The following is a 16,242-nucleotide window of genomic DNA, read 5'->3' as shown; positions in this document are numbered from 1 at the left end:
GAGACACATCATGTCGATCAGCGCGCATGCCGTGGCTGTGGCCGAGGTCGTCGCCGCGCCGTCGTCGCTGCTGAGCCGCGAAGGGGTGCACGACGCCCGCCGGCGCCTCGCCGGCCGGGTGGTGCAGACGCCCGTCGTACGCAGCGAGGAACTGGACCGGGCGGCCGGCGCCCGGCTGTGGCTGAAGGCGGAGAACCTCCAGCGCGGCGGCTCGTTCAAGATGCGCGGAGCGCTCCTGGCCCTGGACCGGCTGGTGGCGGCCGGCAGCCGCGGCGTGGTGGCGCAGTCCACCGGCAACCACGCCATAGCGGTGGCGCTCGCCGCCGCCCAGCACGGCCTTCCGGCCGTGCTGGTGCTGCCCGTCGACGCCGCCGCGGCCAAGGTGCGGCGCATCAAGGACATCGGCGCCCAGGTGCTCCAGGCGGGCACCACCCTGGCCGAGCGGATCGCGGTGGTCGAGGAACTGAAGCGCACCCGCGGCCTGGACGAGATCGACCCCTACCAGAACCCGGACGTGGTGGCCGGCCAGGCCACCGCCACCGTGGACCTGCTGCACCAGGTGCAGGCGGCCGACGGGCACCTGGACGCGATGGTCCTGCCCGTGGGCGGCGGCAGCGCGCTGGCCGGTGCCTGCCTGGCCACCACCGGTCAGGACATCGACGTCTACGGCGCCGAGCCCGGTGCCGTGCCCGCCCTGAGCGCGGCCCTGCGGGCCGGGGGCCCGGTCACCGTGGACGCCGGGCCCACCATCGCCGACGGACTGCGCCCCGACCGCATCGGCCGGCTCCCCTACGACCTGGCCCACGACCGCGTCGCCGATGTCTTCACGATCGAGGAGGGCGCCATCGCCGAAGCGCTGCGCATGGTCCTCGTCCACGCCCGGCTGGTCATCGAGCCCGCCGCCGCCACCGCCGTGGCCGGCGCGCTGCGCCTCGCCGCCGGGGGCCGCGCCCGGGACATCGGGGTGCTGGTCTCGGGCGGCAACGTCGACACCGGCCTCGTGGCATCCCTTCTGGGCCACCGGGCTGTGTGAATCCGCGGCGGCATTCCCGTCCCTGCGCCGGAAAACCGGCCGACATGCTGCACGAAAGGCAATCGTGATCACGCACATTGTTCTTTTCAAGCTCAAGGACGGCATCGAGCGCTCCGCTCCCTCCGTGACCGAGGCCGAGGAGCTCGCCCGGGGAGTCGGTGACAACGTTCCGGAACTCCTCGACTGGCGGGTGGGCTGGAACACCGTCGACCGGGACATCTCCTACGACTTCGCCGTGATCGGGGTCCTGCCGGATCTCGCCGCACTGGAGAAGTACCAGGCCAACGAATATCACCAGGAGTCCGTGCAGAAGTGGCGGGCGATATCCGACTGGGTCGTCGCCGACCTGGAAGACCTCTGAAGGAGGATGGGTGTTCACGCAATACGACCCGGAATCCGCGGCGCTCACCGACGAGTTGCGCGGACGGTTCGACGAGTTCGGCGCGGGAAAATGGTCGGCCGGCGAGCTGGAAAGGCATCAGACCGCCAAGCTGCGCGAGGTGCTCGCCTATGTCCGCGCCAGGTCCCCGTTCTACCGGGACAGGCTGGCCGGGATCTCCGACGAGGCACTGTCCGCACTGCGCAGCGACGACATCCGGAGCCTGCCCTTCACCACCAAGGCGGATCTCCAGCAGGCCCAGTTCGACCTGCTCTCGCTCCCCGTCTCCGCCGCCTGGACCTTCTACGAGACCACCGGCACCACGGGCAGGCCCACCCCGTGCCCCCGCACCAACGGGGACTCCATCCACAACAACACAGTGCTCACCTCCTACTACCGCGACATCCTCGCGGCGCACGGGGACAGCCAGGTCATCGGCATCTCCGGCCCCACCGAACTGCACGCCACCGGGGACACCTTCGGGGACGTGTGCCGCAACCTGGGGCACGCGGTGGCCAAGCTGTGGCCGCACTCGCCGGTGATCGGATTCGACCGCGCCCTGGAGGTCATGCGGCTGCTGCCGCTGACCGGGCTCTTCTGTACCCCGGGCATGGCCCTGCGGCTGGCCCGCAAGGCGGTCGAGGCGGGCCTCGACCCCCGGCGGGACTTCTCCCTCGACGTGCTCATGCTCACCGGCGAGCTGATGTCGCCCAGCCTGCGCGACAACATCGGCGACCTCTGGGGTGCCCAGGTGCACAACTGCCTCTACGCGTCGCAGGAAGCCTCCGTCCTCGCGGCGGCCACCTCCGACGGGACACTGCGCACCGCACCGCTGATCAACCTCTACGAGGTGATCGACCCCGCCACCGGCGAGCCCGTGGCACCCGGCCCCGACGGGGTGCGCTACGGCGAACTCGTCGTCACGAACCTCTACACCGGTGCGAAGCCCCTCGTCCGCTACCGCACCGGGGACATGGTGCGCATGACAGAGGCCGGCCCCGGCGCCGCCGTGCCGGCGCCGTCGCTGGAGGCCGTCGGACGGGTCCGCGACCGGCTCCGGCTCAACGGACACCTCGTCAACGGGTACGACCTGGAGAACCTGCTGCTGCGTCACTTCCGCGGCTACCTCGACTACCAGATCACCGTGTCCTGCGACGACGCGGGCAGGGACCTGCTGTCGCTGACCCTGAACGCCGACCCGGACCACAACCGGCACTCCGCCGTCGAACAGGCCGTCGCGGACTGCCGCGAGGAGCTGGACACCGCGTTCAGCGTGGGCTTCGGCGACCCCGGTCCCATCACCAGCACCGGAGCCATGGTCAGCTGGAAGGCCGCGCGCGTGGTGGACCTCCGCGACCCGCGGGCCGAGGCCTCGGTCGAGAACCGCTCGGCCGAGCGGATCGCCGGGGCCCGGGCATGACGGCCGCCCCGTCCCTCGTGGACACCTCCTCCGCGCAGCGGCCGCCGAAGCTCGGACTCGGGACATGGGCCTACGACCGCGGCGAGTTCGTCCCGGCGCACGCTCCGCGGCTGCCGCTCTCCACACAGGGCCTGCACTACGGGACCGCGGTGTTCGAGGGAATCCGCGCCTACCGCTCACACGGCGGGCTCCAGCTGTTCCGGGCGCACGAGCACTACGCGCGCCTGCTGCGCGGCTGCCGGATGCTGCGCATCACGGGAATTCCCTCGACGGTCGAGGAACTCGTCGACATCACCGTCGAGCTGATGCGCAGGAACGCCCACGACGGAGACGTCTATGTGCGTCCCGTGGCGCACAAGCTCTCGCTGCTGCCGGGCACACCGCCCGGGGTCTGCCTGGCCGGGGTGTCCGACGCGCTGTCCCTCACCACGTTCGGGTATCCGACGGCCGGTGACGTCCAGGAGGTGCGCTGCGCCCTCAGCGCGTGGCGGCGTCCGTCGCGCGACGCGCTCCCCGTCCAGGCGAAGATCGCCGGTGGCTATGTGACCAGCGCCCTCGCCTGCGACGAGGCGCGCGCGGCCGGATACGACGATGCCATCCTCCTGGACCGGTCGGGCAACGTCGCCGAAGCGACCACCGCGAACGTGTTCGCGGTGCGCGACGGCGTCCTCGTCACCCCGCCGGCCACCGGCGACCTGCTGCCCGGCATCACTCGGGACACCGTGATCACCCTGTGCCGTGAGGCAGGGACGACGGTCCTGGAGCACCCCCTCACCCCCGTGGACCTCTACACCGCCGACGAGGTGTTCCTCACCTCGACCGGCAAGGAAGTGGCCTCCGTCATCGAGCTGTCCGGCCGCGCCGTCGGCAGCGGCACGGCAGGACCGGTCGCGGCCCGCGTGGCCGCCCTGTACCGCACGGCCACGACGGGCCAGGACCGGGCCGCGGACCGCCCGCGATGGCTCACCGCCGTCACGGAGTTCCACCAGCCCCACCACCCTTCCACGCTCAGCGAAAGGACAGACGGATGAAGCCGTCCGATCTCATCTCTCTCCCGCGCTCCGGCTCCGACCATCCCGTGGCCGTCGGCACCCTCGGTCCGCCCGGAACGAGCAGCGAAGTGGCGTCGAAGCGGTACGCCGTCCAGATGACCGGACCCGAAGGGCCGCCCGCCGACATCCGGCTGTTCGACACCTACGAGGAGGCCGGAGAGGCGCTGCGCGCCCGCGAGGTGTCCCACATCGTCGTGGCCAACGCCTACAAGGGCATCTACCAGTTCTACATGGACCCGGCCGTCGAGCTGGCCGGGGTGTTCGTGATGGACACCCCGCTGTACGGCATCGCCATGCGCCGCGGAGCCGGACCCGTGCCCGACGTGCCGATCATCGCGAGCCACCCCTCGCCCGAGCCGATCATCGCGCAGCTGCTGCCGGACCCGCACGCCACGTACAAGGTGATCCACCACGACTCCACCAGCGCCGCCGCCCGAGCCGTCGTGGACGGGACCTCCGATCTCGCGCTGACCACCATGCCGGCCGCGCGGTTGCACGGCCTGGAGTTCATTTCCAAGACCCGGCCCATCCGCATGGTCTGGTCGGTGTTCAGCGGCACGGCGCACGCCCACGAGAAGGAGCCCGTCCCGTGCTACTCCTGAACGGGGACCAGGTACGACAGGCGCTGCCGGTGGCGCAGGCGCACCGGGTGGTGGCCGAGGTCATGCGCCGCTACAGCGCGGGCGACGTCGTCCAGCCGGTGCGCACGGTGCTCGGATCCGGCCGTGACGCCTCGCTGTTCGCCGCCATGCCGTGCCACGTCGTCGGCGAATCCGGCACGGGCTACGGCATGAAGGCGGTGCTGCACGCGCCCGGCAACCACGCGCGCGGCCTGCCGACCCATGTGGGCCTGGTGGTGGTGTTCGACCCCGAGACCGCCCAGCCGATGGCCCTGATCGACGGTGCGGCCGTGACCGCGCTGCGTACGGCCGCGGCCTCCGCCGTGGCGACCGAGGCCCTGGCCGCCCCGGACGCCGGCGACCTGGCCCTGATCGGGGCCGGCACCCAGGCACGCAGCCATCTGCTCGCGCTGCGCGAGATCCGGCCGCTGCGCAGGGTGCGGCTGTGGAACCGGGGCCGCGCACGCGCCGAGGAGTTCGTGGCATGGGCGCGCACGCAGGCCCGTGTCGACGTCGAGCAGGTGGCCACGCCCGCGGACGCGCTGCGCGGCGCCGACCTGGTGTGCACGACGATCGACACGGCCGAACCCGTGGTCCGGGCGGCGGACCTGGCACCCGGCGTGCACATCAACGCCGTCGGCTCCTCCGTCCCGGGCAAGCGCGAGCTCGACGCGGGCGCGGTGGCCTCCTGCACGGTCTTCGTGGACAGCAGGGAAGGAGCCCTGCGCGAGTCCTCCGAGATCGCGGCGCCCGTCGAGGAGGGTCTGGTGCCCGCCGACCGTCCGCTGACCGAGATCGGCGAGGTGCTGCTGGGCAAGCACCCGGGACGTACGGGCCCCGCCGAGCGCACGCTCTACAAGTCGCTGGGCATGGCCGCACAGGACGTCGCCTCCGGATTCGCCGTCGTCCGTGCCGCACGGCGCCTCCGCATCGGCACCGAGGCCGACTTCACCTGCTGAACCCCATGGAACCCATGAAGCCCACGAAGCCCATGAAACCCATGAAAGAGGACACCGGAAGAGGACATCGCATGACAGCACTACTGATCGGCAACGTCGGAGTCATCGGCGACGAGCGGCGCATGGCCGAGTACCGCGCGAAGGTGCTGGACACGCTTCGTCTCTACGGCGGGGGATTCGTGATCCGCGGTGGGGAGTTCGAGGTGCTGGAGGGCGACTGGCATCCCGCGCACATGTCGGTGATGGGGTTCCCCACGGCCGAGCACGCCCGCCGCTGGTACACCTCGCCCGAGTACCAGGCCATTCTCCCGCTCCGTGACGGCACGCACATGGACCTGGTCCTGATCGAGGGCGAGGGCGAGGGCGCATGACACCGCCGTCCCGCCGCCGGCGTGCCTTCGCGCAGGTCGACGTGTTCACAGAGGTCCCCTACCGCGGCAATCCCGTCGCCGTCGTCCTGGACGGCGACGGGATCCGCGACCAGGACATGGCCCGGATCGCGCGCTGGACCAACCTGTCCGAGACGACGTTCGTCGTCCCGCCCCCCTGCGACGACGCCGACTACGGGCTGCGGATCTTCACACCGGGCGGTGAGATCCCCTTCGCAGGTCACCCCACGCTGGGTTCCGCGCATGCCTGGCTGGAGGCCGGCGGCACCCCGAAGAAGCCCGGGCAGCTGACACAGAGCTGCGGCCTGGGGCTGGTACAGGTGCGGCTCCGCGACGACGGGCCGGCCTTCCTGGCCCCCGCCCTGCGCCGCAGCGGCCCCCTGGACGACGCGCACCTGGACCGCATCGCCCGTGGCCTGCGCGTCGACCGCGCACGGATCGTCGGACACCAATGGGTCGACAACGGGCCCGGCTGGGCCGCCGTACAACTCGCCTCGGCCCAGGAGGTGCTGGCCCTGGAGCCGGACGAGCAGCACATGCGCGACCTGACACTCGGCGTGGTCGGCGCCTACCCCGACGGCTCGCCCGAGCAGTTCGAGGTCCGGGCCTTCGCGCTGCCCCAGGGTGTGCGCGAGGACCCCGTCACCGGAAGCCTCACCGCGGGGCTCGCGCAATGGCTCATCGGCGACGGGAGCGCCCCGCGCGGCTTCCGGGTCGGCCAGGGAGCGCGCCTGGGACGGCAGGGCGTGCTCACCGTGGAGGCACAGGGCCAGGACATCTGGGTCGGCGGCGCGAGCGTGACCTGCGTCCGCGGCACCCTTGAGGCGTGAGAGCGGCGGCTCGCCGGCCGTGTCAGCGCTCATGTCAGCGGTCATGTCAGAGGGGTGACAGGTGCGTGACAGGGCCGGCCGCGACTGTGGTGGCATGAGACGGACAGCGATTGCAGTTTCCGGGCTGCGGAAGGCGTACGGGGACAAGACCGTCCTCGACGGCATCGGCTTCGATGTCGCCGCAGGATCGATCTTCTCCCTGCTCGGCCCCAACGGTGCCGGCAAGACGACGACGGTGAACGTCCTTGCGACGTTGCTGAAGGCCGATGCGGGAACGGTGCACGTCGCCGGCCACGACGTGGCGACCGCGACCAAGCAGGTGCGCGCCGCGATCGGCGTGACCGGTCAGTTCGCCGCGGTGGACGACCTGCTCACGGGCCGCGAGAACCTGCAGATGATGGCGGCCCTCAAGCGGGTCCGCTCCGGCGACGAACTGGTCACGCGGCTGCTCGAGCGCTTCGACCTGGTGGAGTCGGCGGACAAGATGGCGGCCACCTACTCCGGCGGTATGCGCCGCAAGCTGGACCTGGCGATGACGCTGGTCGGCAGCCCGGAGATCATCTTCCTGGACGAGCCGACGACGGGTCTGGACCCGCGCAGCCGGCGCACGATGTGGGGCATCGTCCGCGAGCTGGTCGCCGAGGGCACCACCATCTTCCTCACCACCCAGTACCTGGAGGAGGCCGACGAACTCGCCGACCGCATCGCGGTGCTGAGCGAGGGCAAGTTCGTCGCCGAGGGGACCGCCGAGGAACTCAAGCGACTCGTCCCCGGTGGCTACGTGCGGCTGCGCTTCACCGAGGCGGGCAGCTACCGCTCCGCCGCCGCCGCGCTGCGCGACGTCACCACGGACGACGAGACGCTGTCGGTGCAGATCCCCAGCGACGGCACCCAGCGCGAGCTGCGGTCCATCCTCGACTGGCTGGACTCGGTCGGCATCGAGGCGGACGAACTGACCGTGCACACCCCCGACCTCGACGACGTCTTCCTCGCCCTGACCGACCGCTCGGGCAAGGACACCAGCAAGGACACCAGCAAGGAGGCGATCTCGCAGTGAGCGCTGTCTCGACGGCACTGGCCGACTCGGCCATCATGCTGCGCCGCAACCTGAAGCACACCACGCGGAACCCCGTCACGGTGTTCAACGCGATCCTGTTCCCGATCGTGATGATGCTCATCTTCGTCGGGGTGTTCGGCGGCGGGTTCGACGTCGGCGTCGACTACATCGACTACGCGACGCCGGGTCTGCTCGTGATGACCATCAGCTACGGCATGGGCGCCACCGCGACGGCCGTGAACGACGACATGACCAAGGGCATCATCAACCGCTTCAAGACGATGGACGTCTCACGCGGAGCCATGCTGACCGGACACGTCGTCATCACCACCGTGCGCTGTGTGGTGGCCTGCGCGGTCATCGTCGGAGTGGCCTTCGCCATGGGCTTCGACCCGAGCGCGAGCGCCGCCGGCTGGCTCGGCGCGTTCGGCCTGATCACCCTGGTCAGCTTCGCGGCCAGCTGGCTCATCGTCGCCATGGGCCTGTCCGCCAAGACTGCGGCGGGCGCCGGCATGGCCGCCGTACCGCTGATCATGCTGCCATTCCTGAGCAGCGCCTTCGTGCCCGCGGACACGATGGGCACCGGCGTGCGGCAGTTCGTGGAATACCAGCCCTTCACCCCGATCATCGAGACCCTGCGCGGCCTGCTCATGGGCGGCGCGTCCACCGGCGACGCCGTCACGGCCGTCGTGTGGTGCGCCGGGTTCACCGTCCTCGGCTACGTGTGGGCGGTCTCCACGTTCAAGAAGCGAGCGTGACCTCGGCCAGCTGAGACCAGCCCGTTCGCGTCCCCTCCCGCGCCGCCTCGACGAACCCCGTGTCGCCGAGGCGGCGACGGGCTGTCCGCTCGATGCGGGCCACATCCGTGTGGGAGCGGTCGGGCAGTCCGCGCACACCGGTACTCGCGGCGAGCAGCCGGGAGGCCTGCTCGGGCTGGTCGCGGCGCAGCGCCAGATCCGCGACCCCGACGAGCGTCCGTGCGATCAGCGGCGCGTGTCCCGCCTCCGACGCCGCGGCGCAGGCCGCCGCGTGGTGCGCCCGCGCCTCGCCGAGGTCGTCGGCGAGATACCCGAGCAGATCGTGCGTCACCGCGCGGATGGTCGCCTGCCCCGCCTCGGCGCCCAGCAGGGCCGTCGCGGCACCGAGTTGCCGGCGTGCCTCCTCGGGACGGCCGCCCCAGCGGGCGAGTTCCGCCTTCGACAGGGCCAGCACGGCCAGCGCGCCCGGCCAGGCGACCCCCTTCGCGAACCGCTGCGCCTCGGCGACGGCGGCCGCGCTGGCGTCCTCGTCGCCGAGCAGCCAGTACAACTGCGCCTGCCGCGACCGCATCTGGATGATGTCCTCGATGGCACCGACCTCGGTGACCACCGCGATCGCCTGCTCGTAGTGCGCGCACGCGGCGGCGAACTCGCCGCGCACCGCTATCCGGTCCGCCAGCTCGGTCAGGGCGAACGAGATCCCGAACCGCTCCCCGAGCGCCCGGAACTCGGCGAGCGCCTGCTCCAGGTGCGTGTCCACGTCCCGCCCGCCCTGGCCGAGCATGACCCGCATCTTGCCCAGTTGCAGCCGGGCCAGCGCACGCGTCCAGGGATCCGGGTGGTCGAGCAGCGGCTCGAACGCGGGCAGGAACGCGTGAGGCCCCTCCAGCATGCGTTTCAACGGGGCGATGAACCCCATCAGCGGATGGCCGCTGCGGCTGTTCCGGCTGAACCGGTACGCCTGGTGCACATACTCCGCGACTTGGTGCTCGTCGCCGGGACCGGAACTCAGGAAGTGCACGACCAGCGCGTACATCACGGCCCGCACCTCGTCGGCCACCTCGCCGGGCAGCCGGCCGGCCGCGGTGATCAGCTCCAGGCCCTCGGTCCGGTGCCCGCCGAGCCACCAGTACCAGCCGGCGCCCGCCGCGAGCCGCATCGCCGCCTGCGCCTCGCCCGCCGTGAGCGCGCCGCGCATCGCCGCACCGATGTTGTCGTGCTCGGCCTCCAGCATGGCCAGCCACGTCAGCTGCTCGCCCCGGCGCAGATGCGGATCCGCGGTCTCGGCCAGCTCGGTGAAGTGCTCAAGGTGCGCGTGCCGGGCCCGCTCCGCCTCACCCGCCTCCGCGAGCCGCTGCCGCGCGTACTCCCTGATCGTGCCGATCATGCGGAAACGCGGGCCGCCGTCGCCGTCGCCGTCGGCGCGCAGCAGCGACTTCTCGGTCAGCGAGGTGAGCAGCTCAAGGACCTGGTCCGGCTCGACCTCCGCACCCCCGCAGACCCGTTCGGCGGCCTCCAGGCCCGCTCCGCCGGAGAACACCGAGAGCCGGCGCAGGACCAGCCGCTCGGCGTCGGTGAGCAGCTCCCAGCTCCAGTCGACCAGCGCGCGCAGCGTCTTGTGCCGCGGCAACGCGGTGCGGCTGCCGCTGGTCAGCAGGCGGAACCGGTCGTCGAGCCGGTGGGCGAGCTGGTCGACGGACATGGTGCGCAGCCGGGCCGCGGCCAGTTCGATCGCCAGCGGCATCCCGTCGAGGGTCCGGCAGACACGCTCCATCGTGGCCAGCGTGGCGTCGTCGGACGCGAGATCCTGGCGCACCGTCCGGGCCCGGTCCCGCAACAGCCGCACGGCGGGCGCCGACTCGATCTCGCGCGGGCCCGCGCCCCGCTCCGGCAGGGCCAGCGGCTCGGCCTGCCACAGCGCCTCCCCGGTGATGCCGAGCGGTTCCCGGCTCGTCGCCAGGATCCGCAGCCGCCGGCACTCACCGAGCACCCGGTGGGCGAAGACTGCCGCGGACTCGACCACGTGCTCGCAGTTGTCCAGGATCAGCAGCGCCTCCCGCTCGCGGATCGCGGCGATGAGCCGGTCCGCCAGCTCCACGTTCGGGGATCCGCCGAGCAGGGCGTCCCGCAGGCCGAGGCCGGCGAGCGTCGCCTGCGCCACGTCGGCCACGTCACCGTCCGTGCCGACGGCGGCCAGCTCCACCAGCCAGGCCCCGTCCGGCAGTTCGCCGAGCAGCGTCCGCGCGGTCTCCGTGGCCAGCCGCGTCTTGCCCGCGCCGCCCGGCCCGATCACCGTGGTGAGCCGGTGCTCGGCGATGAGCGCGCGGACCGCGGCGACATCGGCGTCCTTGCCGATGAAGCTGGTCAGCTCGGCACGCAGGTTGGTCCTGCGGCTCTGCTCACGCGTGCCCAGCTCGCCCCGCAGCAGCGCGACGTGCAGCGCGGCCAGCTCCGGCGAGGGGTCGGCGCCCAGAGCGTCCGCCAGGGCCTCTTTCACGCGCTCGTACACGAGGAGCGCCTCACCGGCGTTGCCTGCCGCGACAAGGGCGCGCATCAGCGCCGCGACGAACCGTTCCCGCAGCGGGTGCGCGGCCACCAGATCGGTCAGTTCCGTGACCAGCTCCGCACCGCGCCCGAGGGTGATCTCCGCGTCGAACCGCTCCTCCATGGCGGTCAGGCGCAGCCCGTCGAGCCGGCCGACCGCGGTGTCGAACGCGACGCTGTCCTGGAGGCCGACGTCCTGCATGGCCGCACCACGCCACAGTTCGAGGGCCTCGCGCAGCAGCCGGGCCCGCCGGGCGGCGTCCTCGGTGCGGGCCTGCCCCGCGACGACGAGGCGCTCGAAGCGCACGGCGTCGACGGCGTCGGCATCCACCGTCAGCCGGTAGCCGTCGGTATGGCCCTCGATCACCCCGTAGGGCAGCGCCTTGCGCAGCCGGGACACCAGGCGCTGCAGGGCGTTCGTCGCGTCGGTGGGAGGGTTCTCCCCCCAGATCCAGTCGATGAGCGACGCCTTCGGTACCACCCGGCCCGCTCTGAGCGCGAGGGCGACCAGAAGCCCGCGCAGCCGCGCGCCCGGCACGTCGACCAGTCCACTGGCGTCCGTGCGTACCTCCAATGGACCCAGCATCGCGATCTGCACCCGCTGATATTGCCACGGGCCTTCGCCGGCCGCGCAAGGGCGGACACGGCCGGTTCCGCTTGAGGGCGGCGATGCCGCGCAGGGCCCCGGAAAACCGCTGCCGGGCCGGCCGCCGGACAACGGCCACAGGGCCGCGGGCGGGGCCGGCATGCAGATCCGGCGCTCCGCCCTCAACCCCATCCGGCCGACGAGCGCCGCACCCCGTCACCACGTGCCGGACGCAAGCGCGTCACGAAAGACTCGTCCGGCCGTCCCCTGGATCTGTCTCGCCGGCGGGACAGCGCACAGGACCCGGTGGCCATGACGGTGGTGACGGCCCGGGGGACCAGGGCGGTCATGACGGGGCGGGCACTTTTGGCCGGCGGAGAAAGGAAAACGGGCAATGGAATCGTCGTCACAGGTCCACGAGCGAACTGGACGGGACGAGGCAGCAGAACGACAGGACGCGTCCGCGGGCGCGCCGGTGTCACTCGTGCGGGAGATCTCGCAGATGTGGGGGGAGTACCTCGACGGCCGCGAGGTCGGAGCGGACGACGACTTCTTCGCCCTCGGCGGCAACTCGCTGACCGGCATCAAGATCATCGACCGGGTGGCCCGGGACTACGGCGTCCAGCTCTCCGTGCGCGACTTCTACCTGGCGCAGACCCCGGCCCGGGTCGCCGGGCTGATCGAGAAGGGCAGGGCGGTGACGTGAGGCTGACGCCGGGGCCCGCGCGCGACATCGACCTCGACCGCATCGACCTGTTCGATCTGGACCTCTACACCTCGGGCGATCCGCACCCGGTCTGGGACGTGCTGCGGCAGAAGGCGCCCCTGCACCACCAAGTCCTGCCGGACGGCCGGGAGTTCTGGTCCGTCACCCGCTACGACGACGTCTGCCGGGTACTCGGCGACCACCGGGAGTTCACCTCCGAGCGCGGCACGGTCCCCACCCACCTGGGAACCGACGACGTCGCGGCGGGCGTTCTGCTGACCTCCACCGACCCGCCGCGGCACACCGAGGTCCGCAGGCCGATCGGCACCCAGCTCACCGCGCGGGCCGTGAAGTCCTGGGAGGACTCCATCCGGCGCTCGGTCGGGCGCTTCCTCGAACCGGCGCTCGACGGCGGCACGTTCGACCTGGCCGAGCGGGCGCTGCTCCTGCCCGCGCTCGTCACCGGCCCGCTCCTTGGCATCCCGGAGAAGGACTGGGAGGAACTCGTCCAGCTGACCGCGATGGTGACCGCCCCCGCGGACCCGCACTTCCAGCAGGGCAGCGAAGCGGCGACGCTCGCCATCTCCCACCACGAACTGGTCACCTATGTCACCGAGTGGGTCAAACGGCGGCGCGCGGCCGGAGGCGAGGACGACAGCCTGCTCGCCCACCTCATGAGCGTCCGCCCGGGAGGCGCACCGCTGACCGACGAGGAGATCGCCCTCGACGGCTACAGCATTCTGCTGGGCGCCAACGTGACGACACCGCACACCGTGTCGGGCACCGTGCAGGCTCTCATCGAGCGGCCCGAACAGTTCGAGAAGGCGCAGGCCGACCCGTCACTGATCCCGAACCTGGTCGAGGAAGGGCTGCGCTGGACATCGGCCGCCTGCAACTTCATGCGCTACGCCGTGCACGACGTCCAGATCGCCGGAGGCACGATCCCGGCCCGCGGGGCGGTCGTCGCGTGGATCGGGTCGGCCAACCGGGACGCGTCCCGCTTCCCCGACCCGCACGTCTTCGACATCACCCGGGACAACGCCAAACGCCAGGTCGCGTTCGGGTTCGGGCCGCACTTCTGCATCGGGGCGCCGCTGGCCCGGCTGACCCTGCGCGTCTTCTTCGAGGAACTGCTCCAGCGGTTCGGATCGATCGAGCCGGCCGGCGAACCGCAGCATCTGCGGTCGTACTTCATCGCCGGAATGACCCACCTGCCCATCGTCGCCGAGAAACGGCACACGCCATGACTTCCGGCTCCACCGCCACCACCGTCTCGCCGTGGTTCGTCCGGCCGCCGTCCGCCGCCCACCCGGGCCGGATCTTCTGCTTCCCCTTCTCCGGGTCCGGGGCCTCCGCGTTCAGCGCCTGGCCCGCCGCGATCGACGACGCCGAGATCTGCCCCGTGCAGTTCCCCGGCCGCGAAAACCGGCTGGGCCACCCCCACTACGGCACCTACGAGGCCCTCGCCGACAGCCTGGTCGAACCGCTGGAACCGGCGCTCGACCGGCCGTACGCGTTCTTCGGGCACTGCGCGGGCGCGCTGCCCGCCTACGAGACCGTCCTGCGGCTCGCCGAACGCGGCCTGCCCGGCCCGGACCGCCTCTTCGTGTCCGGCCAGCCCGCCCCGCACGACGCCTCACGCGACCGGATGCTCACCATGAGCGAACCCGAACTCCGTGCCGAACTGGAATCGTTCCTGCGCGGCCGGGGCATCGAGCCGCGGCCGGACATGATCGACATGGGCATGCTGGTGCTGCGCCGCGACCACGCCGCCGCGGGCGCCTACCGGCGGCAGCGGCCGGCCAAGGTGGACTGCCCCATCGTCGTACTGCACTGGCGGGACGACCCCGACGTGAGCCTCGACGCACTGATGGGGTGGCGTCAGTACGCGGACGCGGTCGAGTTCCGGGTCCTCGACGGCGGCCACTACGACTTCATGAACGCGCCGGACGACCTGCGCAGGCAGTTGTCCTCCTGGCGGTGACAGCAGCCCGCGGCCTTCGGACACCGGCACGTCCGCCCGGTCCCGCCCGCGGTCACCACGCCTTTCACGAACCGCTCGACCGCGGATACCCGCAGCCACACCTGTTCTTCTAAGCAACCGTTGGGGGAGGTCCTGGTGCAGGACGTCGACACGTTCCGGTCCTACTCGCGACGCGCCGTCGGCGAGGCGCGGGCGCACGGGCCGCAGGAGCCCGCTCGCGAGCCCGTCGCCATCGTGGGCATGTCGTGCCGCCTGCCCGAAGCCGGCAGCCCCCGGGCCTTCTGGGAACTGCTGCGCGACGGCAGGAGCGGCATCACCGACGTCCCGGCCGACCGCTGGGACGCACACCGGCTGCTCGCCCCCGACACCACGGCCCCCGGCCGGATCATCACCACCCGCGGCGGCTACCTGGCCGACATCGCCGGCTTCGACGCCGACTTCTTCGGGATCGCCCCGAACGAAGCCGCGATGACGGACCCCCAGCAGCGTCTGATGCTGGAACTCGGCTGGGAGGCCCTGGAAGACGCCGGCATCGTCCCCGCGCACCTCGCCGGGACCCGGACGGGCGTCTTCGTGGGCGCCATGTGGGACGACTACGCGATCCGGCTCTACAAGCACGGCACCCGGCGCATCGACCGCCACTCCGTCACCGGGCTCCACCGCAGCATCATCGCCAACCGCCTCTCCTACACGCTCGGCCTGAACGGCCCCAGCCTCGCCGTCGACGCGGCCCAGTCCTCGGGGCTGGTCTCGGTGCACCTGGCGGCGGAGAGCCTGCGCGCCGGAGAGTGCACCCTCGCGCTCGCGGGCGGCGTCAACCTCGCCATCACCCCGGAGAGCACCATCGGCTCGACCAAGTTCGGCGGCCTGTCGCCGGACGGACTGTGCAAGACCTTCGACGCCCGGGCCAACGGCTACGTCCGCGGCGAGGGCGGCGCCTACCTGGCCCTGAAGACCCTGTCCCGGGCGGTCGCCGACGGCGACCGGATCTACTGCGTGATCGAGGGCAGCGCCGTCAACAACGACGGCGCCACACCCGGCCTCACCGTGCCCAGCGCCCGCGCCCAGGAAGAGGTCATCCGCCGCGCCCACGAGCGCGCCGGCACCCGACCCGAGGACGTCCAGTACGTCGAGTTGCACGGCACCGGCACCCGCGTGGGCGATCCCGTCGAGGCGGCCGCCCTGGGCTCCGCGCTCGGCACCGGACGCCCCGCGGACTCCCCGCTGCGCGTGGGGTCCGCGAAGACCAACATCGGCCACCTGGAGGGCGCCGCGGGCATCGTCGGCCTGCTCAAGACGGCCCTCAGCATCTGGCACCGCGAGCTGCCGCCCAGCCTCAACTTCGAGACACCCAACCCCGACATCGCCTTCGACGAGCTGCGGCTGCGCGTCCAGCAGAACCTCACCGACTGGCCCCACCCCGACCGCCCCCTGATCGCCGGCACCAGCTCCTTCGGCATGGGCGGCACCAACTGCCACGTCGTGCTGCGCGAATGGAAACCCGGCGAGAGCACCGCCGACGCGGTGCCGGAGCCGAAGGTGGTGACGGACGGGACGGTGCCGTGGCTGGTGTCGGGGAAGTCGCCGGCCGCGCTGGGGGAGCAGGCGGCCCGTCTGCTGGAGCACCTCGACCGCCACCCCGGGCTGCCGCCCGCGGAGGTCGGCCATGCGCTGGCGGTTGCCCGGTCGGTGTTCGACCACCGGGCGGTGGTGGTGGGCCGTGAACCGGCCGATTTCCGGGGCGCTTTGACGGCGCTTGCGGCGGGTGAGTCGTCGCCGCAGGTCGTCACCGGTATAGCGGCGGCTCAGCGGGGCAGGACGGTCTTCGTCTTTCCCGGGCAGGGTTCGCAGTGGGCCGGTATGGGTGTGGAACTCATGGCGTCCAGCCCGGTGTTCGCCGGGCATCTGACGGCGTGTGCGGCGGC

Annotated in this window: 15 protein-coding genes; 14 read left to right on the top strand and 1 reads right to left on the bottom strand. The window is 72.0% G+C overall.

Annotated elements, in window-relative coordinates; all coding sequences use genetic code 11:
* The first annotated feature begins 10 nt into the window (after window positions 1-10).
* The 10 genes from ACIP2X_RS07725 (at window position 11) to ACIP2X_RS07680 (ending at window position 8,497) form a co-directional block, all read left to right on the top strand.
* Window positions 11-1,033 carry a threonine/serine dehydratase gene (locus tag ACIP2X_RS07725; RefSeq protein WP_401668987.1) on the top strand — a complete coding sequence of 341 codons (1,023 nt, stop codon included), beginning with the start codon at window positions 11-13 and terminating at the stop codon, window positions 1,031-1,033.
* Window positions 1,034-1,097: 64 nt separating this feature from the next.
* The gene (locus tag ACIP2X_RS07720) at window positions 1,098-1,394 is read left to right on the top strand and encodes a Dabb family protein (protein WP_401668984.1); all 297 of its coding nucleotides are present in this window, start codon (window positions 1,098-1,100) and stop codon (window positions 1,392-1,394) included.
* 10 nt (window positions 1,395-1,404) lie between these two features.
* Window positions 1,405-2,832: a phenylacetate--CoA ligase family protein gene (locus ACIP2X_RS07715; RefSeq protein WP_401668982.1), complete on the top strand. Its 1,428-nt coding sequence runs from the start codon at window positions 1,405-1,407 to the stop codon at window positions 2,830-2,832.
* Window positions 2,829-3,863 carry an aminotransferase class IV gene (locus tag ACIP2X_RS07710; protein ID WP_401668979.1) on the top strand — a complete coding sequence of 345 codons (1,035 nt, stop codon included), beginning with the start codon at window positions 2,829-2,831 and terminating at the stop codon, window positions 3,861-3,863. Before ACIP2X_RS07715 ends, ACIP2X_RS07710 begins: the two co-directional genes overlap by 4 nt.
* Window positions 3,860-4,486, top strand: a complete 627-nt coding sequence (locus ACIP2X_RS07705) for a prephenate dehydratase domain-containing protein (RefSeq protein ID WP_401668977.1) — start codon at window positions 3,860-3,862, stop codon at window positions 4,484-4,486. The genes ACIP2X_RS07710 and ACIP2X_RS07705 overlap by 4 nt, the downstream gene beginning before the upstream one ends.
* On the top strand, window positions 4,474-5,463 hold the full coding sequence (locus ACIP2X_RS07700; protein WP_401668975.1) for an ornithine cyclodeaminase family protein: 990 nt from the start codon (window positions 4,474-4,476) through the stop codon (window positions 5,461-5,463). Before ACIP2X_RS07705 ends, ACIP2X_RS07700 begins: the two co-directional genes overlap by 13 nt.
* A gap of 71 nt (window positions 5,464-5,534) precedes the next feature.
* The gene (locus ACIP2X_RS07695; RefSeq protein ID WP_401668972.1) at window positions 5,535-5,834 is read left to right on the top strand and encodes a DUF1330 domain-containing protein; all 300 of its coding nucleotides are present in this window, start codon (window positions 5,535-5,537) and stop codon (window positions 5,832-5,834) included.
* Complete coding sequence (locus ACIP2X_RS07690) at window positions 5,831-6,682, top strand: PhzF family phenazine biosynthesis protein (RefSeq protein ID WP_401668969.1); 852 nt, start codon at window positions 5,831-5,833, stop codon at window positions 6,680-6,682. The genes ACIP2X_RS07695 and ACIP2X_RS07690 overlap by 4 nt, the downstream gene beginning before the upstream one ends.
* Window positions 6,683-6,776: 94 nt before the next feature.
* Entirely contained in the window at window positions 6,777-7,739 is a 963-nt protein-coding gene (locus tag ACIP2X_RS07685; RefSeq protein ID WP_401668967.1) for an ATP-binding cassette domain-containing protein, read from the top strand.
* Complete coding sequence (locus ACIP2X_RS07680) at window positions 7,736-8,497, top strand: ABC transporter permease (RefSeq protein WP_401668965.1); 762 nt, start codon at window positions 7,736-7,738, stop codon at window positions 8,495-8,497. The genes ACIP2X_RS07685 and ACIP2X_RS07680 overlap by 4 nt, the downstream gene beginning before the upstream one ends.
* On the opposite strand, the gene ACIP2X_RS07675 is transcribed toward ACIP2X_RS07680, so the two are convergent.
* Window positions 8,481-11,639, bottom strand: coding sequence for a BTAD domain-containing putative transcriptional regulator (locus ACIP2X_RS07675; RefSeq protein ID WP_401668962.1), 3,159 nt, complete (start codon window positions 11,637-11,639; stop codon window positions 8,481-8,483). The genes ACIP2X_RS07680 and ACIP2X_RS07675 overlap by 17 nt on opposite strands.
* A 472-nt stretch (window positions 11,640-12,111) precedes the next feature.
* Between ACIP2X_RS07675 and ACIP2X_RS07670 the strand changes: the two genes are divergently transcribed.
* The 4 genes from ACIP2X_RS07670 to ACIP2X_RS07655 all read left to right on the top strand — a co-directional run.
* The gene (locus ACIP2X_RS07670; RefSeq protein ID WP_401668959.1) at window positions 12,112-12,333 is read left to right on the top strand and encodes a phosphopantetheine-binding protein; all 222 of its coding nucleotides are present in this window, start codon (window positions 12,112-12,114) and stop codon (window positions 12,331-12,333) included.
* On the top strand, window positions 12,330-13,580 hold the full coding sequence (locus ACIP2X_RS07665) for a cytochrome P450 (RefSeq protein ID WP_401668957.1): 1,251 nt from the start codon (window positions 12,330-12,332) through the stop codon (window positions 13,578-13,580). The genes ACIP2X_RS07670 and ACIP2X_RS07665 overlap by 4 nt, the downstream gene beginning before the upstream one ends.
* Window positions 13,577-14,317, top strand: coding sequence for a thioesterase II family protein (locus ACIP2X_RS07660; protein WP_401668955.1), 741 nt, complete (start codon window positions 13,577-13,579; stop codon window positions 14,315-14,317). The genes ACIP2X_RS07665 and ACIP2X_RS07660 overlap by 4 nt, the downstream gene beginning before the upstream one ends.
* Before the next feature lie 240 nt (window positions 14,318-14,557).
* Window positions 14,558-16,242, top strand: a 1,685-nt coding sequence (locus ACIP2X_RS07655; protein ID WP_401672227.1) for a type I polyketide synthase, incomplete at its 3' end; no start/stop codon positions are given.

The sequence above is a fragment of the Streptomyces sp. NPDC089424 genome, from assembly GCF_044749345.1.
Lineage (GTDB): Bacteria > Actinomycetota > Actinomycetes > Streptomycetales > Streptomycetaceae > Streptomyces.
Note: the sequence above shows the minus strand (reverse complement) of the source record. Positions and strands in the feature narration are given on the sequence as shown.